21 protein-coding genes and 1 tRNA gene are annotated in these 19,173 nt (G+C 59.3%); 17 read left to right on the plus strand and 5 right to left on the minus strand.

Going from position 1 to position 19,173, the window contains the following annotated elements:
- Window positions 1-4 precede the first annotated feature (4 nt).
- Both PseAD21_RS02960 and PseAD21_RS02965 read left to right on the plus strand, forming a co-directional pair.
- Window positions 5-967 carry a MucB/RseB C-terminal domain-containing protein gene (locus PseAD21_RS02960; RefSeq protein ID WP_102354431.1) on the plus strand — a complete coding sequence of 321 codons (963 nt, stop codon included), beginning with the start codon at window positions 5-7 and terminating at the stop codon, window positions 965-967.
- 210 nt (window positions 968-1,177) lie between these two features.
- Window positions 1,178-2,608 carry a DegQ family serine endoprotease gene (locus PseAD21_RS02965; protein ID WP_102354432.1) on the plus strand — a complete coding sequence of 477 codons (1,431 nt, stop codon included), beginning with the start codon at window positions 1,178-1,180 and terminating at the stop codon, window positions 2,606-2,608.
- An 80-nt stretch (window positions 2,609-2,688) separates the two neighbouring features.
- Here PseAD21_RS02965 and PseAD21_RS02970 read toward each other — a convergent pair whose 3' ends face one another.
- Entirely contained in the window at window positions 2,689-4,122 is a 1,434-nt protein-coding gene (locus PseAD21_RS02970) for a M48 family metalloprotease (RefSeq protein ID WP_102354433.1), read from the minus strand.
- 98 nt (window positions 4,123-4,220) lie between these two features.
- Between PseAD21_RS02970 and PseAD21_RS02975 the strand changes: the two genes are divergently transcribed.
- Window positions 4,221-4,460, plus strand: a complete 240-nt coding sequence (locus PseAD21_RS02975) for a sulfurtransferase TusA family protein (protein ID WP_102354434.1) — start codon at window positions 4,221-4,223, stop codon at window positions 4,458-4,460.
- 32 nt (window positions 4,461-4,492) lie between these two features.
- Window positions 4,493-5,563, plus strand: a complete 1,071-nt coding sequence (locus PseAD21_RS02980; protein ID WP_102354435.1) for an AI-2E family transporter — start codon at window positions 4,493-4,495, stop codon at window positions 5,561-5,563.
- A gap of 120 nt (window positions 5,564-5,683) precedes the next feature.
- On the opposite strand, the gene PseAD21_RS02985 is transcribed toward PseAD21_RS02980, so the two are convergent.
- Window positions 5,684-6,157, minus strand: a complete 474-nt coding sequence (locus PseAD21_RS02985; RefSeq protein WP_102354436.1) for a peroxiredoxin — start codon at window positions 6,155-6,157, stop codon at window positions 5,684-5,686.
- A gap of 10 nt (window positions 6,158-6,167) precedes the next feature.
- A complete protein-coding gene (locus PseAD21_RS02990; RefSeq protein ID WP_016984694.1) occupies window positions 6,168-6,728 on the minus strand; it encodes a glycine cleavage system protein R in 561 nt (186 codons plus the stop codon).
- A 325-nt stretch (window positions 6,729-7,053) separates the two neighbouring features.
- On the opposite strand from PseAD21_RS02990, the gene dapA reads away from it, so the two are divergent.
- From dapA to PseAD21_RS03030, 7 genes are all read left to right on the plus strand, one after another.
- Window positions 7,054-7,932 carry a 4-hydroxy-tetrahydrodipicolinate synthase gene (dapA, locus tag PseAD21_RS03000; RefSeq protein WP_102354437.1) on the plus strand — a complete coding sequence of 293 codons (879 nt, stop codon included), beginning with the start codon at window positions 7,054-7,056 and terminating at the stop codon, window positions 7,930-7,932.
- Between the two features lie 17 nt (window positions 7,933-7,949).
- Entirely contained in the window at window positions 7,950-9,065 is a 1,116-nt protein-coding gene (gene bamC / locus PseAD21_RS03005; RefSeq protein ID WP_102354438.1) for an outer membrane protein assembly factor BamC, read from the plus strand.
- A 4-nt stretch (window positions 9,066-9,069) separates the two neighbouring features.
- A complete protein-coding gene (locus tag PseAD21_RS03010) occupies window positions 9,070-9,831 on the plus strand; it encodes an MBL fold metallo-hydrolase (RefSeq protein ID WP_102354439.1) in 762 nt (253 codons plus the stop codon).
- Between the two features lie 28 nt (window positions 9,832-9,859).
- Complete coding sequence (gene purC / locus PseAD21_RS03015) at window positions 9,860-10,573, plus strand: phosphoribosylaminoimidazolesuccinocarboxamide synthase (protein WP_102354440.1); 714 nt, start codon at window positions 9,860-9,862, stop codon at window positions 10,571-10,573.
- An 83-nt stretch (window positions 10,574-10,656) separates the two neighbouring features.
- Window positions 10,657-10,746 (plus strand) — tRNA-Ser (locus tag PseAD21_RS03020).
- Window positions 10,747-11,093: 347 nt separating this feature from the next.
- Window positions 11,094-11,348, plus strand: coding sequence for a type II toxin-antitoxin system HicA family toxin (locus tag PseAD21_RS03025; protein ID WP_102354471.1), 255 nt, complete (start codon window positions 11,094-11,096; stop codon window positions 11,346-11,348).
- Window positions 11,345-11,677 (plus strand): type II toxin-antitoxin system HicB family antitoxin, encoded by a 333-nt coding sequence (locus PseAD21_RS03030; protein ID WP_047598089.1) that lies wholly within the window; start codon window positions 11,345-11,347, stop codon window positions 11,675-11,677. Before PseAD21_RS03025 ends, PseAD21_RS03030 begins: the two co-directional genes overlap by 4 nt.
- A gap of 128 nt (window positions 11,678-11,805) precedes the next feature.
- Here PseAD21_RS03030 and PseAD21_RS03035 read toward each other — a convergent pair whose 3' ends face one another.
- A complete protein-coding gene (locus tag PseAD21_RS03035) occupies window positions 11,806-12,012 on the minus strand; it encodes a hypothetical protein (RefSeq protein WP_025110657.1) in 207 nt (68 codons plus the stop codon).
- 153 nt (window positions 12,013-12,165) lie between these two features.
- Window positions 12,166-12,357, minus strand: coding sequence for a DUF1508 domain-containing protein (locus PseAD21_RS03040; protein ID WP_102354441.1), 192 nt, complete (start codon window positions 12,355-12,357; stop codon window positions 12,166-12,168).
- Window positions 12,358-12,633: 276 nt separating this feature from the next.
- On the opposite strand from PseAD21_RS03040, the gene PseAD21_RS03045 reads away from it, so the two are divergent.
- The 6 genes from PseAD21_RS03045 to PseAD21_RS03070 all read left to right on the plus strand — a co-directional run bounded on the left by PseAD21_RS03045 (window position 12,634) and on the right by PseAD21_RS03070 (window position 19,170).
- Complete coding sequence (locus tag PseAD21_RS03045; protein ID WP_102354442.1) at window positions 12,634-13,599, plus strand: glycosyltransferase family 2 protein; 966 nt, start codon at window positions 12,634-12,636, stop codon at window positions 13,597-13,599.
- Between the two features lie 3 nt (window positions 13,600-13,602).
- The gene (locus PseAD21_RS03050) at window positions 13,603-14,313 is read left to right on the plus strand and encodes a bifunctional 2-polyprenyl-6-hydroxyphenol methylase/3-demethylubiquinol 3-O-methyltransferase UbiG (protein WP_102354443.1); all 711 of its coding nucleotides are present in this window, start codon (window positions 13,603-13,605) and stop codon (window positions 14,311-14,313) included.
- On the plus strand, window positions 14,310-14,696 hold the full coding sequence (locus PseAD21_RS03055; protein ID WP_102354444.1) for a GtrA family protein: 387 nt from the start codon (window positions 14,310-14,312) through the stop codon (window positions 14,694-14,696). Before PseAD21_RS03050 ends, PseAD21_RS03055 begins: the two co-directional genes overlap by 4 nt.
- Window positions 14,693-16,777, plus strand: coding sequence for a DUF6311 domain-containing protein (locus PseAD21_RS03060; RefSeq protein ID WP_102354445.1), 2,085 nt, complete (start codon window positions 14,693-14,695; stop codon window positions 16,775-16,777). The genes PseAD21_RS03055 and PseAD21_RS03060 overlap by 4 nt, the downstream gene beginning before the upstream one ends.
- 89 nt (window positions 16,778-16,866) lie before the next feature.
- The gene (locus tag PseAD21_RS03065) at window positions 16,867-17,787 is read left to right on the plus strand and encodes a LysR substrate-binding domain-containing protein (RefSeq protein WP_102354446.1); all 921 of its coding nucleotides are present in this window, start codon (window positions 16,867-16,869) and stop codon (window positions 17,785-17,787) included.
- A 174-nt stretch (window positions 17,788-17,961) separates the two neighbouring features.
- Window positions 17,962-19,170, plus strand: coding sequence for a low temperature requirement protein A (locus tag PseAD21_RS03070; RefSeq protein ID WP_102354447.1), 1,209 nt, complete (start codon window positions 17,962-17,964; stop codon window positions 19,168-19,170).
- Window positions 19,171-19,173 lie beyond the last annotated feature (3 nt).

The following is a 19,173-nucleotide window of genomic DNA, read 5'->3' on the forward strand; positions in this document are numbered from 1 at the left end:
GATCATGCGCGCCATACCTCTACTTTCGCTTTTGCTCAGCGGCTGGTTCATTGTTCCAGCCCATGCCGATGAGGCCCAGGACTGGTTGACCCGTCTGGGCCAGGCCGAGCAGCAGCAAAGCTTCCACGGCACCTTCGTTTACGAGCGTAACGGTAGTTTTTCTACCCACAACATCTGGCATCGTGTCCAGAATGGTCAGGTCCGCGAGCGGCTGCTTCAGCTCGACGGCTCGGCGCAGGAAGTCGTGCGCGTTGATGGGCATACTCAATGCGTCAGCGGCACCCTGATTGCGGGGTTGGGAGACTCTCCCAACTCGACTGCTCGTTCGCTTGATCCCCAAAAGCTGAAAAACTGGTATGACCTTGCCGTCATCGGCAAGTCGCGCGTGGCCGGGCGTGATGCGGTGATCGTATCACTGACGCCTCGAGATCAGCATCGCTATGGTTTCGAACTGCATCTGGACAAGCAGACCGGTTTGCCCCTCAAGTCGTTGCTGCTCAATGACAAAGGGCAGTTACTCGAGCGCTTCCAGTTCACCAGTCTTGATACCGCCGACGTCCCGTCGGATAAAGACCTGCAACCTGGCACCGAGTGCAAGACAATTACGCTCGACAGTGACAAGGCGTCTGCCGTGAAGACCGCTCAGGTCTGGCATTCCGACTGGCTGCCGCCGGGCTTTGAACTGACCAGCAGCACCTCGCACAAAGACCCGGAAACCAAAACTCAGGTCAACAGCCTGATGTATGACGACGGGTTGGCGCGATTCTCGGTCTTTCTGGAGCCTCTGAACGGTGCGACAGTGACCGATACCCGCACGCAGCTGGGGCCGACTGTTGCTGTCTCCCGCCGCCTGACCACGCCTGAAGGCGAAATGATGGTGACGGTGGTCGGCGAAATTCCAATCGGCACGGCCGAACGGATTGCTCTGTCGATGCGCAACGATGGCGCTGCAACCAGCAAGCAGTGAGCTGATTTCAGTCATTTCCACCTCTTCGTCGAGACGTAGATGAAATGTTTGCTCAGCATTTTCATTTGCAAATCACCCGAAAGTTTTTTATAGGTCAGAGCCTCACGGCTCTGGCCTTGTCTGTTGTTCCCGGAACAAAAATGCCGGCCCGCGGTTCCCGGTGTTCCTTGCTCCATATCGCTTAACCCTGCTCGTCGTAACGGGAGCTGTATGTCGATACTTAGCTTGAAGTCTTATCTCTCCATTTTCGCCACCGTGCTGGTGCTTGGTCAGGCTGTTTCTGCTGCCCAGGCAGCCGACCTGCCGGATTTCACCCAACTGGTCGAACAGGCCTCGCCTGCGGTGGTGAACATCAGTACCACGCAGAAACTGCCGGATCGCAAAGTGAACCAGCAGATGCCAGACCTGGAAGGCTTGCCGCCGATGCTGCGTGAGTTCTTCGAGCGTGGCATGCCGCCTCAGCAGCGTTCGCCACGGGGTGATCGCCAGCGCGAAGCGCAATCACTGGGCTCGGGTTTCATCATTTCCTCGGATGGCTACATCCTGACCAACAACCACGTGATTGCCGATGCCGACGAAATCCTCGTGCGCCTGGCTGATCGCAGTGAAATGAAAGCCAAGCTGATCGGCACCGATCCGCGTTCCGACGTGGCCCTGCTGAAAATCGATGGCAAGGACCTGCCGGTGCTCAAACTTGGCAAGTCTCAGGACCTGAAGGCTGGTCAATGGGTCGTGGCGATCGGTTCGCCGTTCGGCTTTGACCACACCGTGACCCAGGGCATTGTCAGTGCCGTCGGCCGTAGCCTGCCAAACGAAAACTACGTGCCGTTCATTCAGACCGACGTGCCGATCAATCCGGGCAACTCCGGTGGCCCGCTGTTCAACCTCAATGGTGAAGTGGTCGGGATCAACTCGCAGATCTACACCCGTTCCGGTGGCTTCATGGGCGTATCGTTCGCCATCCCTATCGATGTGGCGATGGACGTTTCCAATCAGCTGAAAAGCGGTGGCAAGGTCAGCCGCGGCTGGCTGGGCGTGGTCATCCAGGAAGTGAACAAGGATCTGGCCGAGTCGTTCGGTCTTGATAAGCCGGCCGGTGCGCTGGTTGCGCAGATCCAGGATGACGGTCCGGCAGCCAAGGGCGGCCTGCAAGTGGGCGACGTGATCCTGAGCATGAACGGTCAGCCGATCGTCATGTCCGCCGACCTGCCACATCTGGTGGGTGCGCTGAAGGCGGGTGCCAAGGCCAACCTCGAAGTGATTCGTGACGGCAAGCGCAAGAACGTCGAACTGACGGTTGGCGCGATTCCGGACGAAGACAAAGAGCTGGCAGCACTGCCGAAGTCCGGCACGGAAAGCAGCAGCAATCGCCTCGGCGTGTCGGTAGTTGAACTGACCGATGAGCAGAAGAAAACCAACGACCTCAAGGGCGGGGTGGTCATCAAGGACGTTCAGGACGGTCCAGCAGCGCTGATCGGTCTGCAGCCGGGTGACGTGATCACTCACCTGAACAACCAGGCCATCGGCTCCACCAAGGAGTTCGCCGAGATCGCCAAGGCGCTGCCGAAGAATCGTTCGGTATCGATGCGCGTTCTGCGTCAAGGTCGTGCCAGCTTCATCACCTTCAAACTGGCTGAATAATCTGCCTGCGGTGAAATAAAAAACCGCCTCGAAAGAGGCGGTTTTTTTATGCCTGAAACATTTGCATCGCTGAAGAAATCTCAGCCCATCATGTCCTTGATCATGCGCTCTTGCTCCATCAGCTCGCGTTGGCGGGCATCGATGCGTGAGGACAGAGGGAAGTTGCTGCCTGCTTTGCGCTTGGCGAAATCGAGTTGCTGGATCGCCTGACGATAATCGCCCACCAGCGCGAAGTACTCGGCGCGGGCCTGATGCAAGCCGATGATATTGCCGGACAGACCACGTGTTTCGGCGACCTGATACCACACGTCCGGATCGTTCGGGCGGGATTTGAGCAAACCTTCGAGGGCTTTCTCCGCGTCGGCAGTGCGGTTCTGTTTCAGCAACAGATCGACACGGACCTGATTCAGCGGGTAATTGCCCGGAAATTGCGTGAGCATCCGGTCAACCCGCGTTTGCGCATCCGGCAGACGGTTGTTGGTGATGTCCAGATCGATCTGCGCGAGGTTGTAGATGATCTCGTTGGGCGACTTGGCCAGCAGTTGCTTGAGGTTCTCCCGGGCTTCATTGAGCTGACCGCCTTTGATCTGGGCGATTGCCAGGCCGTAGCGCGCCACGTCATTTTTCGGGTTCTCGTCCAGTTGCGCGCGGAAACGCTTGGCGCCCAGTCCCGGGGTTTCTTCGTAGATCAGTTGCACGCGGGCGCGGATCAGTTGATAGCGCATGCTGTCTTCGATGCCGCCCGCCGGTGCCTGTTCCGCACGGTTGCGGGTGTCGGCGATACGCGATTCGGTCACCGGGTGAGTCAGCAGGAACTCCGGCGGCTTGGCGTCGAAGCGGTACTGGCGCATCAACCGTTCGAACATGGTCGGCATCGAGCGTGGGTCGTACCCGGCCTTTTCCAGGTTGAGGATGCCGATACGGTCGGCTTCCTGTTCGTTCTGGCGTGAGAAGGTACGTTGTGACTGAATGGCCGCGGCCTGAGTGCCGGCAATGGTTGCGATCCCGGCATCACCGCCACCGGCGGCGGCAATCACGATGCCGGCCAGCAGTGCGGCCATCATCGGCACCTGCATGCGCTGCGAAGCTTCGACGCCGCGAGCGAAGTGGCGTTGTGACAAGTGAGCCAGTTCGTGGGCCAGTACCGAGGCGTATTCGCCTTCGGTCTGCGCGTTGAGGAACAACCCGCCGTTGACCCCGACCACACCGCCTGGGGCGGCGAATGCGTTGAGTTGCGGGCTGTTGATCAGGATGAATTCCAGACGGCGGTCGGTGACCTGGCTGGTTTCCACCAGCTTATAGACGCTGGACTCGACGTAATCCTTGAGCTGCGGATCGTTGAGCTGAGCAACCTGGCTTCGCAACATGGCCAGCCAAGCGCGGCCGAGCTGGTATTCCTGTTGTGGCGAGACAATGGCAGAACTGGCGTCGCCAAGTGACGGCAGATCGTCGGCAAAGCCCGGTGAGGCGAGCAGGCAAGCGAGCGTCAGCAGGGTAGGGCGCAGAAATGTCATGCACAAAGCCTTAGAAGACAAAGACCTTACTGTAGCCGGACACCGGGCTTGCGACCAGATATTCTAGGCCGCTCAACCACCTGAACCGGAGTGCCGCAATGACTGACGCTGTAGCCCATGACTGTGAACTGGACGCCAGTGGCCTGAATTGCCCGTTGCCGTTGCTCAAGGCGAAACTGGAACTCAACAAGTTGCCCAGCGGCGCGGTGCTCAAGGTGATCGCTACGGATGCTGGCTCGCAGCGTGACTTCCGCACCTTTGCCCGTTTGGCTGGTCATACGCTGCTGCACGAAGAAGACGATGCAGGCGTTTACCGTTACTGGTTGAAAAAAGCCTGAAACCGACAGCGTAAAAGACCTGGGAATTATTGATGTTCAAAGTGTTACGCGACTGGATTCAGCGCTACTTTTCCGATGAAGAGGCGGTGGTGCTGGCGGTGCTGTTGTTCCTTGCCTTCACCGCGGTGCTCACCCTCGGCGGCATGCTCGCGCCGGTACTGGCGGGGATGGTGCTGGCGTATCTGATGCAGGGGTTGGTGCTCGCCCTTGAGCGCATGCGCATGCCTGGTGCGGCGGCGGTGGGTCTGGTGTTTGCGCTGTTCATGGGCGTGTTGCTGGTGTTTATCGTGGTGGTTTTGCCGCTGCTCTGGCATCAACTGATCACGTTGTTCAACGAGCTGCCGGGCATGCTCGCCAAGTGGCAGTCGCTGCTGTTGTTGCTGCCCGAGCGCTACCCGCATCTGGTTTCCGACGAGCAGGTACTGCAGGCCATCGAAGCGGCGCGTGGCGAGATCGGCAAGTTCGGGCAGTGGGCGCTGACCTTCTCGCTGTCGAGTTTACCGTTGCTGGTCAACATCATGATCTATCTGGTGCTGGTGCCGATCCTGGTGTTCTTCTTCCTCAAGGATCGGGCCATGATCGGCGAGTGGGTGCGCGGCTATCTGCCGCGAGAGCGCGCGCTGATCACCCGGGTTGCCCAGGAAATGAACCGGCAGATCGCCAACTACATTCGTGGCAAGGTCATCGAAATAGTGATCTGTGGCGGCGTGACCTACATCGCGTTCGTCGCGCTCGGCCTCAACTATGCGGCGCTGCTGGCGTTGCTGGTCGGCGTGTCGGTGGTGGTGCCGTACGTCGGCGCGGTGGTAGTGACCGTGCCGGTGCTGCTGATCGCACTGTTCCAGTGGGGCTGGAGCGATCAGTTCATCTATCTGATGGCGGTCTACGGGATCATTCAGACGCTGGATGGCAACGTGCTGGTGCCGTTGCTGTTTTCCGAGGCGGTCAACCTGCACCCGGTAGCAATCATCTGCGCGGTGCTGTTGTTTGGCGGGTTGTGGGGTTTCTGGGGAGTGTTCTTTGCGATTCCCCTGGCGACGCTGTTCAAAGCGGTGCTGGATGCCTGGCCGCGCAAGGAGCCGGTGGTGGCGCCGCTGCTGTAGCAGTTTGTCCAGATTTTGCAGGGCGGCTATTCGCGAGCAGGCTCGCTCCCACAAGGTTCAGATGATCCCTGTGGGAGCGGGCTTGCTCGCGACGGCGTCAGTGAAATCGACGCAGAAATATCAGGCTTTATTCAGCGCCTGAGCAGCAGCCAGCACCGCATCCACATGCCCCGGCACTTTCACGCCGCGCCATTCCTGACGCAGCACACCGTTCTTGTCGATCAGGAACGTGCTGCGATCAACGCCCAGGTATTCCTTGCCGTAGAGCTTTTTCAATTTGATCACGTCGAACAGCTGGCAGACGGCTTCGTCCTTGTCGCTGATCAGCTCGAACGGGAACTCCTGCTTGCACTTGAAGTTCTCGTGGGATTTCAGGCTGTCGCGGGAAATACCGAAGATCTCCGTGTTGGTCGCCTGAAATGCCGCGTATTGATCACGAAAACCCTGGCCTTCGGTGGTGCAGCCCGGGGTGCTGTCCTTCGGGTAGAAGTAGATCACCACTTGCTTGCCCTTCAGGGCAGACAGGCTGACGGTCTGCCCGCTGGTGGCAGGTGCTTCGAAATCCGCAACCGGTTGGTCGATGACAACGGCCATGAAAGCTTCCTTACATTGGGTTTTGTGGGCGCCAAGGCTCGATCAGGGCATCCAGATTCATCGCGTCGGCGAAATCCAGGAACTGGTCGCGCAGCCAACTGATCTGGGTACCGGCCGGCAGGGTCACGGTGAACGTGGCGTTGAGCATGGTGCCGCCGGTCTGCGGAGCCTGATAGGTATCGCAGGTCAGGTTTTCCAGTTCGACGTTGTGGTCCATGAAGAACTGGCATAGCTCATTGATGATGTCCGGGCGATACGCCGAGCTGACATACGCCACGTACGGCAGTGCCTGCGGGCGATTTTCCAGCGCGGCGCTGCGCACTACGTTGACCGTGAACGCGTGCTTCTTGGCGAGCCCGGACAGGCTGCCTTCCAGACGCGCAAGGGCGTCCCAGCTGCCAGAGATCTCAAGGATCAGCGCGCTGCATTCGCCATGGCGAGTCAGACGGGAGGTGACGACGGCGCAGCGATTTTCATGGCTGGCGCGGCACAGGACGTTAGTCAGCTCCATGGGGTTGGCGCCAAGGGCACTGATGACAAGGAATTGTTCGCGAACTGTGGGGGTGGACATGCAGCATTCCTAAAGCGATGAGCGGTCGGTAAGTCGATGAGCGTTGGTCGTCGGGATGCGTCTGCGCGTGCCGATTCAGAAAGCCCCGGGCCACGGCTCGCAATTCGCTCCAATAATAGTGGAGCGTGCAGCAGCGACGCTGGAACGGGACCTGGGAGGCCGAAAAGGGAGGCTGGAACCCGGCGTACAAGCTGATCAGTACCGATCAAAGTCTGAAGGGTAGCGAAAACCGACGCCAAGGGGAATGGCGGCGCAGTACTTCGCTTGTGCAAGCATCTTGGCGCCAGTACCATTACCGCTCTCTTTTTCCGGCAGGAGCGGTTTCATGATTGCGGGCAGTATGGTGGCACTGGTCACTCCCATGGATGCACAAGGGCGTCTTGACTGGGACAGCCTCAGCAAACTCGTGGACTTCCATCTCAAGAACGGCACCCATGCCATTGTCGCGGTCGGTACTACCGGCGAATCGGCGACGCTTGACGTAGAAGAGCACATCGCCGTCATCAAAGCCGTGGTCAAGCAGGTTGCAGGCCGTATCCCGGTGATCGCCGGTACTGGCGCCAACTCGACCCGCGAAGCCGTCGAACTGACCCGCAACGCCAAGGCAGCCGGCGCCGACGCCTGCCTGCTGGTCGTGCCGTACTACAACAAGCCGACCCAGGAAGGCCTGTACCAGCACTTCAAGCACATTGCCGAAGCGGTCGACATTCCACAGATTCTCTACAACGTTCCTGGCCGCACCTCCTGCGACATGCAGGCCGAGACCGTGATTCGCCTGTCCACCGTGCCGAACATCATCGGCATCAAGGAAGCCACCGGCGACCTGAAACGTGCCAAAGCCATCATCGACGGCGTGAGCAAGGACTTCATCGTGCTGTCCGGCGATGATCCGACCGCAGTCGAACTGATCCTGCTGGGTGGCAAAGGCAACATCTCCGTTACCGCCAACGTCGCTCCGCGCGAAATGGCCGACCTGTGCGAGGCGGCGCTGAAGGGCGATGCCCAGACTGCACGGGCCATCAACGAAAAACTGATGCCGCTGCACAAGGACCTGTTCATCGAAGCCAACCCGATTCCGGTGAAGTGGGCTTTGGTTGAAATGGGTCTGATGCACGAAGGCATCCGCCTGCCGCTGACCTGGCTGAGCGCTCCTTGTCATGAAACGCTTCGCACGGCCCTGCGCCAGTGCAGCGTCCTGGTTTAATTGAGGAAGTACAACGCATGAAGCGAATGGCCGGACTTTCCGCACTTGCCTTGATTATCTCCAGCACCAGTGGCTGCGGATGGATCTGGGGCCCGGAAGGTTATTTCCGTGACCGTGGTAGCGATTACCTGGAAGCGCAACAGACTGCACCGATGCAACTGCCACCGAATGTCAGCACCTCCAAACGTCTGGATCCGCTGTTGCCGATCCCGCGCAACGTGGCTGATGACACCGCCAAGGGCGAATACGTGGTGCCGCGTCCGCAACCGCTGTCGGCGGTTGCCGACGCGACCGACTACTCGCTGCAGAAGAGCGGTGACTCGCGTTGGGTCATGGCCCAGCACCCACCGGCCGAAGTCTGGCCAGTGGCGGTGCAGTTCTTCCAGGACAACGGTTTCCGTCTGGATGAACAGCGCCCGCAAACCGGTGAATTCAGCACCACCTGGCAGCATTCCGACGAACTGTCCGCAGCCATGGCCAAGCGCCTGAGCGCAGCCGGTGTTGGCGCCGACAGCGAAACCCGCGTGCGGGTGCGCATCGAGCCAGGCGTGCAGCGCAACACCAGTGAAATCTACGTGGTCAGCGCCGAGCGTCCTGCCGGCAGCACCGCCGACGTCGACTTCACCAACCGTTCGGTCAACACTGGCCTGGACGCAGCCCTGGTCGACGACATGCTCGCGAGCATGAGCCGGATCTCCGAGAAGGGCGGTTCGGTGTCGATGCTGGCTTCGCGTGATTTCGATACCCCAAGCCGTGTCAGCCTCAGCGAAGACGGCAGCGGCAACCCGGTGCTGAACGTCGGTCCGGACCTGGATCGCGCCTGGTCGAGCGTCGGTCGTGCGCTGGAGCAAGGTCAGTGGCGCGTTGAAGACATCAACCGCAGCCTGGGCCTGTACTACATCAACCTGGCCGAAAAGGCCGAGAAGAAAGACGACAAGCCTGGTTTCTTCAGCAGCCTGTTCGGCAGTGCGCCGACCAAGGAAGAAGTTGAAGCCCGTGCCGAGCGTTATCAGGTTCGCCTGAGCAAGGTCGGTGAAAACGTTCAGGTAACCGTCGAGAAGAACATCAACACCGTCGCGCCGGCCGATGTGGCCCGCAAAGTGTTGAGCGTGATTCAGGACAACCTGGGCTGATCACATGCGTTTTGCCGTTCTCGGCAGCGGTAGCCAAGGGAACGGCACGCTGATCGCCAGTGCTGATACGTATGTGCTGGTGGATTGTGGTTTTTCCCTGCGGGAAACCGAAAAACGCCTGCTGCGCCTGGGTGTGAACCCGGCGCAACTGAGCGCGATACTCGTAACCCACGAACATGCCGACCACGTGCATGGCGTGGGTTTGCTGTCTCGGCGCTACAATCTGCCGGTCTACCTCAGTCGCGGCACACTGCGCGGGATGCGCAAACCGATCGAGCCCGCAGGCTTTCTGGCCGGCGGCGAGCAGCTGCAGATCGGCGCACTGAACATCGGGGTCATTGCCGTGGCCCATGATGCGCAGGAGCCGACCCAGTATGTATTCAGTGATAACGAGCAGCGGCGCTTCGGCCTGCTGACCGACCTGGGTTCCTACTGCGAGCGGGTGCTGGACGGCTATCGGGATCTCGATGCATTGATGATCGAGTCCAATCACTGCCGCGACATGCTGGCTCGTGGTCATTACCCGTACTTTCTCAAGCAACGGGTGGGCGGCGAGCTGGGACATTTGAATAACCATCAGGCGGCATTCCTGGTGGCCGAGTTGGGGTGGCAGGGCTTGCAGCATCTGGTTCTCGCCCACCTGAGCAGCAAGAACAACCTGCCGCAGCTGGCCCGGCAATGTTTCGTCGACACCCTCGGGTGCGACCCGGACTGGCTGCAACTGGCCGATCAAGATTCAGGGCTCGACTGGCGCCATATCGCCTAGCCCATCTACTTAGCAAGCGGAGCCCATCATGGAAAAACGTGAAGAACTCTACCGCGGCAAAGCCAAATCGGTTTACAAGACCGACGACGCTGACCGCTTGATCCTGCTGTTTCGCAACGACACCTCGGCGTTCGACGGCAAGCGCATCGAGCAGCTCGACCGCAAAGGCATGGTGAACAACAAGTTCAACGCCTTCATCATGCAGAAACTCGAAGCGGCCGGCATTCCGACCCAATTCGACAAGCTGCTGGGCGACAACGAGTGCCTGGTGAAGAAGCTGGACATGATCCCGGTCGAGTGCGTCGTGCGTAACTACGCCGCCGGCAGCCTGGTCAAGCGTCTGGGTGTGGAGGAGGGGCTGAAGCTCAACCCTTACACCTTCGAACTGTTCCTGAAGGACGACGCCAAGGGCGACCCGTTCATCAACGAATCCCACGTCGTGGCATTCGGTTGGGGTACCGCCGAGCAACTGGCGCGCATGAAAGAACTGTCGCTCAAGGTCAATGAAGTCCTGAGCAAACTGTTCGACGACGCCGGCCTTTTGCTGGTGGACTTCAAGCTGGAGTTCGGCGTGTTCAGCGACGGCTCCATCGTCCTGGGCGACGAGTTCAGCCCGGACGGCTGCCGTCTGTGGGACAAGGACACCAAGAAGAAGATGGACAAGGACCGCTTCCGCCAGGGCCTCGGTGACGTCATCGAAGCCTACGAAGAAGTCGCCAATCGTCTGGGTGTACCGCTTTAATCGACGCAAGCATCTGATAGCACGAAGAAATTTTCGAAAGAGGGTTTGCTTTCGCTAAAAGTGTTGTTATGATGCGCGCCGTTGGAGAGATGCCAGAGTGGCCGAATGGGACGGATTCGAAATCCGTTGTACCTTCACCGGTACCTAGGGTTCGAATCCCTATCTCTCCGCCATACATAGAAAAAGCCCCGTAGCTGAAAAGCTACGGGGCTTTTTTGTTTCTGCTGGCTTGAGTAATCAGCAAATCCTGTCGCCGGAACCCGAGGTTGAAAAGTCGATAATCGGATGTGAGTCGACTGATGCCGGTTCGTACGTAACTCTCGGAGTCTGCCTACAGCTCTGTTTCAAATCACTCCTTATCCTGACTTGCGTGCCCGATATACACCGGAATCAGGACTAGAAGACGCCGCTTTTCAAGTCTGGAGAGCGGCATTGTCCGCTTGTTCAAGGGGGCACTTCACGAATCAGCGATATGAATCGCGATTGCCAATTTTTCTGCGCGGTATCATGGTGTAATACTGTGAACAACAAACAGCTCGGTACGCTCGCAGCTATATTTTCACGACCCATACCCGCTACGTTGGAATGGGCGCGCATCGAGTCTCTTTTCAATGCGGTCGGGGCCAAAACCGTGGAAGGCAATGGTTCGCGAGTTCGGTTTGAATTGAGAGGTGTGGTCGCCACGTTCCACCGACCTCACCCGGATAAAGAAGCAAAGCCCTATCAGGTTCGTGATGCTCGGGCTTTTCTTGAACAAGCAGGAGTCACTCCATGAACGTGATGAATTACAACGGGTATGCCGCCCGAATTGAATACAGCGATGAAGACGGTCTTTTTGTTGGCCATATCGCAGGGATCAAGGACGTTGTAGGTTTTCATGGCGAATCTGTAAAAGAGCTTCGGTCAGCGTTTGAAGAGGCTGTTACTGACTATCTGGAGACCTGCGCCAAACTGGGTCGTGCCCCGCAAAAGCCTTATTCGGGCAATCTCAGTCTGCGTTTGGCGCCAGCTCTTCATGCGACTGTTGCCGTAAAAGCGCAATTGGCTCAAAAAAGCATCAATCAGTGGGTTGCGGATGTTCTTGACCGAGAGGCCCATGCCTAGTTTGATTCTGGTGTGGGACCACAATGTCTTATGCACGTCGTTCCCGAACAGAGCAAAAAGCCCCGTAGCTGAAAAGCTACGGGGCTTTTTTGTTTCTGCGGGTTTTATCGAACACCAGCCTCAGTCACTCACGGCTGCGAGTGCCCCAGCTTGCGCTTGATCAAGTCATACACCTCCTTGTGCGTCGAGTTGTGCAGCGTGTTGTCCTTGCAAGCCGTGGCCAGGAAGGTTTTCACTTCATCTTTGGCGTGCGGATAGAGGCTGGCGACGTAGTCGGCTTCGTGTGTTTGGGTGCAGTTGAAGTGCTTGTCGTCTTTCGCTTTGTCTCTAGCCATGGTGCGGCTCCTTTTTGGGTTGAATGTTATGTGGCGCAACAGAGCCGGATGGCCCCATACGCTGAAGAGCGTAGGGGCGCAAAAGTGCTTCGCCAGGGATTCAGGCAGAAAAGGAAGAGGCTGTAGGAAACGGCGCTATATCGACTGACGGGGTCAGATTTCCTTCACCGGCGTTTCGCCATGCACGCCTTTGATCAGTTCAATCACATGCAGGCAATCGGCCTTGTTCAAATACGACTCGCCACTGGCAACCGTCTCGTGGTTTCCCGCCCGCAGCCTCCAGCGCCATTGGCCTTTGCCGGTGCTCGGGGTGCCGCGGGATTGCCTGTAGATCTCGAAATACATTCGGTTCGCTCCTTGCGATGGTGTTTGCGACAACCTGTGTGGCGCATCGACGCAAGCCTAGCGGAGCGAGGTTTTTTCGCTATCGGGCATTTGTTTCCAATCGTTGGCAGATGTTTCTGAAGAGTGCGGGCTAGAGCGCACGCATTGGCGTCTGGATTGGCCAAAATGTCGCCATTTGCGCCTTGCAAGGCCATCGACGCTACTGCTTAATACGGGACGGCTCATGGCGTCGAAAATCCTTCGGCGACCGACAAACACTATAAAAAGAGCATTCCCTTGACTGAGCATGGAACGGCACAGGCCACACGGGTCACGTTATCACTGGTTGTCCCGGTTTTTAACGAGGAGGACAGTCTCGACGCGTTCATTCTGCGCATCGATGAAGTTTTCCAGTACCAGGTTGCGATTGCTCTGGAGCTGGTGTTCGTCAATGACGGAAGTACCGATGCCACGCTTGAGCGGCTGCTGGAGCGCCAGCAGCTCGACTCGCGTCTGCGCATCGTCGACCTGAGTCGCAACTTCGGTAAAGAGGCGGCGCTGTCTGCGGGATTGCAGATCGCCACCGGGCAGATCGTTGTCCCCATCGATGCCGATCTGCAGGATCCGCCCGAAGTCATTCTGCAAATGATCGAGCGTTGGCGCGAGGGCTACGAGGTGGTGCTCGGTCATCGCATCAGTCGCCGCAGCGACACCTGGGCCAAGCAGACTTCGGCGCACTGGTTCTATCGCCTGCACAACAAGATCGCCGAGCAACCGCTGCCGGAAAACGTCGGTGATTTCCGCCTGATGGACCGTTGCGTGGTTGATGCCTTGCTGACCCTGCCCGAGTCCCGGCGCTTCATGAAAGGCCTGTTCGCCTGGGTCGGGTTTCGTACCACTCACGTTGATTACGAGCGGCCCGAGCGCGTGGCGGGGCAGAGCAAGTTCAACGGCTGGCGGCTGTGGAATTTTGCCCTGGAAGGCATCACCAGTTTCAGCACCGAACCGCTGCGAATCTGGACTTATATCGGCGCGCTGGTCTCGCTGGTGTCCTTTGCCTTTGCCATTTTTATCGTGGTGCGCACGCTGATCCATGGCGTCGACATGCCCGGTTACGCCTCGCTGATGGTGGCCGTGACGTTCCTCGGTGGCCTGCAACTGATCGGTATCGGCGTACTCGGCGAGTACCTCGGCCGCACTTATATCGAATCCAAACGCCGGCCGGTTTTTCTGGTGCGTCGCGTCTACGACCCCAAGGACTGAAACATGGATCTCAAGGAAACCGACATCCTCGGCGACAGCATCGGCGAGCATTGGTATTACTGCTCCAAAGCGGCGGCGACTCGGCGTCTGCTCGGTGATGCGCCGATCACACGGATTCTCGACGTGGGCGCCGGGTCGGGGTTTTTCTCGCACCATCTGCTGACCCAAACCTCGGCGCAGGAGGCGTGGTGCGTCGATATCAGCTACCCCGCCGACTCCGATGCGAGCACTGCGGGCAAACCGGTGCATTACCGCCGCGATATCGAGGCCATCGACGCGGATCTGGTGCTGCTCATGGACGTGCTGGAGCATGTCGACGACGATCTCAGCCTGCTCAAGGCTTACGTCGATAAAGTGCCGTCCGGCAGCCGTTTCCTGATGACCGTGCCGGCGTTCCAGTTCCTCTGGAGCGGTCACGACGACTTCCTCGAACACAAGCGCCGCTACACCCTGCCGCAGTTTGAAACCCTGGCCCGTGATGCCGGTTTGACTGTGCAGCGCGGTGCCTACTATTTCGGTGCGGTGTTTCCGATCGCGGCGGCCTTGCGCTTGCTGCCCAAAGGCCCGCAGGCTGCGACGCCGCAGTCTCAGCTCAAACGCCATCATCCGTTGGTCAACGGCGTGCTCAAGTCCCTGTGCAGCCTTGAATTGCCGCTGATGGGCATGAACCGCCTGGCCGGCCTGAGCGTGTTTGTGCTGGCGCGTAAACCGTGACCTCAGCCGACAGATCGGCGTTGATCCAGCGCGGCTTGCGCTTTGCCGTGACCGGTCTGTTCGTCACCGCTCTGCATGCCCTGGTGGCGGTGCTGTTCATCAACTTCGTTGCACCGCAACCGCCACTCGCCAACGGTGTGGCGTTCGCCGTGGCGACGGTGGTGTCCTATGTGATCAACACCACCTGGAGTTTTTCTGCCCGTTTGCATGGCAAAACCCTGCTGCGCTTCATGCTGGTTTCCTGCGGGGGATTCTGCCTGGCCATGCTCGTCGCGTGGGCCGCGCAGATTGCCGGACTTCATTACTTGCTGGGCATCGGCGCCGTGGCACTGATCATTCCGGCGTTCACCTTTGTGCTGCATAATTTCTGGACGTATCAATGAAGGGCTTGAACAAGCACCCGACCTTGGCGCTGTTGCCGATCCTGCTGGGAGCGCTGGCGTTTTTTCTGGTGATCGGCCCGCGTGCCCTCGATCCGCAAAACATTGCCTGGCTCAAGGACGGTGATCCGGCGACGCATTACCTGGGCTGGGTATTCTTTCGCCATTCACCCTGGACCTTTCCCCTCGGGCTGAACCCGTCCTATGGGATGGAACTGGGCAGCTCGATCATTTTTTCCGACTCCAATCCGCTGCTGGCGCTGCTGTTCAAACCGTTCAATGGCTGGTTGCCGGAGACGTTCCAGTACTTTGGCATGTGGTTGTTGCTGTGTTTCGTTCTGCAAGCCTGGTTTGCCTGGAAGCTGCTCGGCGTGATCACCGAAAACCCTTTATTGCGCCTGCTCGGTGCCGGTCTCCTGGTGTTTTCGCCGCCGATGTTTTTGCGTACCGGTGGCCATCTTTCGCTGGCCGGGCACTTCCTGATTCTCGCGGCGCTATATCTGGCGTTGCACCCGGCACTGCAGCGCCGACGCCTGGCATGGGGTGTGTTACTGGCCGTGACGGCGTTGGTTCATGCCTACCTGTTGGGCATGGTGGCGCTGATCTGGGTGGCAGATCTGTTTGGCAAACTGCGGGCGGATAAACTGACCCGCCGTCAGGTCGTGATCGAGCTGGGCAGTTTGTTCGCGCTGGTGAGCGTGTGCTGCTGGCAGGCGGGTTATTTCAGTATTGCCGGGGGCGCGGTGAGCGGTGGCTTCGGCTTTTATCGCATGAACCTGTTGTCGCTGGTGGATGCGGACGGTTGGTCGTTTGTCCTGGCTGACATTCCCACGGCCGGCGGCGATTACGAAGGTTTCAATTATCTGGGGCTTGGCGTGCTGTTGCTGGTGCCATTGGCCTTGATTACCTGGTACCGCAACGGTGTTTCGCTGAAGGCGCTGCTGGGCCGTCGCCCGTTGTTGTTCTGGGCGTTGGTCGGGTTGACGCTGTTCGCGCTGTCGAACCAGATCGGCGTCGGCCTGCAGACCTTCAGTTATCCATTACCGAAGTTCGTGGTGGGGCTCTCGAATATTTTTCGCGCCTCGGGACGGATGTTCTGGCCGGTGTTTTACGTCATCGTGATAGTGCTCATTTATCTGGTGGTGCGCGGCTATCGACCGCGTATCGCCATGGGACTGCTGGCCTTGGCGCTGGTGGTGCAAGTTACCGATACCCGGATTGCCTGGGCCGGTCTGAGAGCCGCGAAAATGGTCCCCGAAGCTTCGGCCTGGGCCAGCCCGATGCATGATCCGTTCTGGGACAGCGCGGCGGCACACTACAAGAGCATCCGTGCCGTGACACCGAAAAATCAGCCGGACCAGTGGCAAGCGATTGCCGATTTCGCCAGTATCCATGGGCTGAAAACCGATGCGGCCTACCTGGGACGTACGAGCCCCAAGGCGCTGGGCAAGATGCAGCGCATGACGCAAAGCCAACTCGCCAGCGGCCAATACGACACCGACTCGCTGTACATCCTCGATGACGATGCGCTGATGCTGGCGGTAAAAAGCATTCACAGCGACACCGATCTGTTGACCCGGGTCGACGACTTTGTCGTGCTGGCACCGGGCTGGAAGCACTGTGATCAATGTCTGGCGATGGTTGATCAGGGCCGGGCGATGTCGCCGATACCGTTGAGCCAGCCGGGGCTGGTGCAGACGTTCAATCGCAGCACCCGGCAACTGGCCAAAGGCTGGTCCACCCCGGAAGCGTGGGGTACCTGGAGTGACGGGCAGGATGCGGAGCTGCTGCTGCGAGTCTCCCCTGGAACGCGGGCGATAGTGATCGATGCCCTGGCGTTTGCCATGCCGCCGAACCTCAGTCAGCGGGTGATCGTCAGCATCAATGGCGTGGAGGCGTATTCGACACGTCTGACCCAGGTGCAGGGCAATCGGCTGGAAATTCCGCTCAGCGCCGCGCAGGCCGCCGAGGAAAATCTGACTGTCCGGCTACAGTTGCCCGATGCCATCAGCCCGAAAAAACTCGGCTTCAATGACGATGCGCGCGTTATGGGGTTGGGATTGAAAACGCTTACGGTGCAGTGAGATTGTCGAACAAACCGCCAATCGTCTGATAGACGCCAGTCCCAAGGACTTCATACACTGCCCGCAGTCTGGGGATCGGGGGGCAATGGATGAATCGAAATGAACTACGCAAGGCCGACATCAACCTGATGGTGGTGTTCGAAACCTTGATGCTCGAACGCAACGTGACCCGGGCGGCGGAGAAGCTGTTTCTCGGCCAGCCGACTATCAGCTCGGCGCTCAATCGCTTGCGCGTGATGTTCAATGATCCGCTGTTCATCCGCGTCGGCCATCGCATGGAACCGACCGCCCGCGCCGAAGAACTGTTCAAGTACCTGTCGCCGGCCCTCGACTCGCTGTCGGTGGCCCTGAGCCTGACCCATGATTTCGACCCGGCCGTGAGCAACATGACGTTTCGCATCGGCCTGTCTGATGACGTCGAATTCGGCCTGCTGCCACCGTTGTTGCGGGCGTTGCGCCAGGAGGCACCGAGCGTGGTGTTTGTGGTGCAGCACGTCGATTACTGGCGCATCCCCGACCTGCTGGCCGCTGGCGACATCACCGTCGGCATCAGCCAGACCCGTGGCTTACCGGCCAACGCCAAGCGCAAACTGCTGCGGCATATCCAGCCGAGCATCCTGCGCGCCGATGCCTCGGATTCGCCGCTGACCCTCGATGAATACTGCTCGCGGCCGCATGTGCTGGTGTCGCACACCGCCAACATCAGCGGCTATGCCGATGAATGGCTGGCGGAAATCGGCCGTACCCGCCATGTGGTGTTGTCGGTGCCGCAATACAGTGCATTGCCGGCGTTGCTGGCCGGCACGGACCTGATCGCCAGCCTGCCGGATTACACCGCCGAAGCCATGGCCGCTTCTGGCCGGTTATTCAAGGAACCATTCCCGTTCAAGACGCCGATGCTCGATTTGTCGATGGTCTGGCTCAGCCATGTCGACAGCGATCCGGCCGAGCGCTGGCTGCGTTCGCGACTTGAAGCGTTCATGAGTGAGCGGCCGCTGACCGCGCCCTGATCCCCAACACAAATCTCCTGTAGGAGTGAGCCTGCTCGCGATGAGGGTGTGTCAGTCGACATTGATGTTGTCTGACACGACTCCATCGCGAGCAGGCTCACTCCTACAAGGGTTTGCGTTCGTCTGGTCGGGCTGCTTTGCTCAATGGCAAAGTCCTCGGCGGAGACCTGACCCATGAGCATTTCCCGTTCGTTGCTGCGTGGGCGCGGCAGTTTCGACAGTGGCAAGGTCGGCATGGTCGAACTGTTTTTCGATCTGGTGTTCGTGTTTGCCGTGACTCAGCTCTCGCATTCGCTGCTTGCGCAGTTGTCGATTCTGGGCGCGGTGCAGGTGGCGCTGTTGATGGTCGCGGTGTGGTGGGTGTGGATCTTCACTTCGTGGATCACCAACTGGCTCGACCCGGAAAAACTGCCGATCCGCCTCGGACTGTTCGGGCTGATGATCGCCGGTCTGTTGCTGTCGTCCTCGATCCCCAAGGCCTTCACCGAGCGCGGGCTGATGTTTGCCTCGGCGTTCGTGTTCATGCAGGTCGGGCGCACGTTGTTTGCGATCTGGGCGGTGCGTGGCGAATCGCTGAGCATGACCCGCAACTTCCAGCGGATTCTGGCGTGGTTGATGTTCTCCGGCGTGTTCTGGATCGCCGGGGCCTTTCTTGACGGGCAGCAACGTCTGCTGTGTTGGGCGCTGGCGCTGCTGATCGAACTGATTTCACCTTCGCTGTATTTCTGGGTGCCGGGGTTGGGGCGTTCGTCGCTGAGCGACTGGAACGTCGAAGGCAATCACATGGCCGAGCGCTGTGCACTGTTCGTGATCATCGCTCTGGGTGAGTCATTGCTGGTGACCGGTGCAACCTTTGCCGAGCTGACGCTGAGCGTCACCGGGATCATCGCGTTTCTGGTGGCGGTGCTGGGCAGCATTGGCATGTGGTGGGTGTACTTCGACAGCGGTGCCGAGCGCGCGCATCACCGCATCGCGCATTCGAGCGATCCGGGGCGTCAGGCACGGATTGCCTACACCTATCTGCACGTGCTGATCGTCGCGGGGGTAATTGTCAGTGCAGTGGCTGACGAGTTGGTGCTGGTGCATCCGGATCACGCCAGTGACGCCGGCACTCTGGTGATCGTGGGCGGGCCGTGGCTGTTTCTGTTGGGCAATGCGCTGTTCAAGTGGGTCATGTCCGACCGGCCGCTGCCGCCGCTGTCGCATCTGGCCGGGCTGGTGTTGCTCACGCTGGCGCTGCCGCTGGCGTTGAACCACTGGTTTTCGGCATTGATGCTTGGGGCGCTGACCACGGCGATCGTGGTGTTGGTGGCGCTCTGGGAAACCCTGGCAGTGCGTCAGACGTCAAGCTCGCTACCGTCAGAAAAACCCGCAGGAGAGTAGGGC

Source organism: Pseudomonas sp. AD21, from assembly GCF_002878485.1.
Taxonomy (GTDB): Bacteria; Pseudomonadota; Gammaproteobacteria; order Pseudomonadales; family Pseudomonadaceae; genus Aquipseudomonas.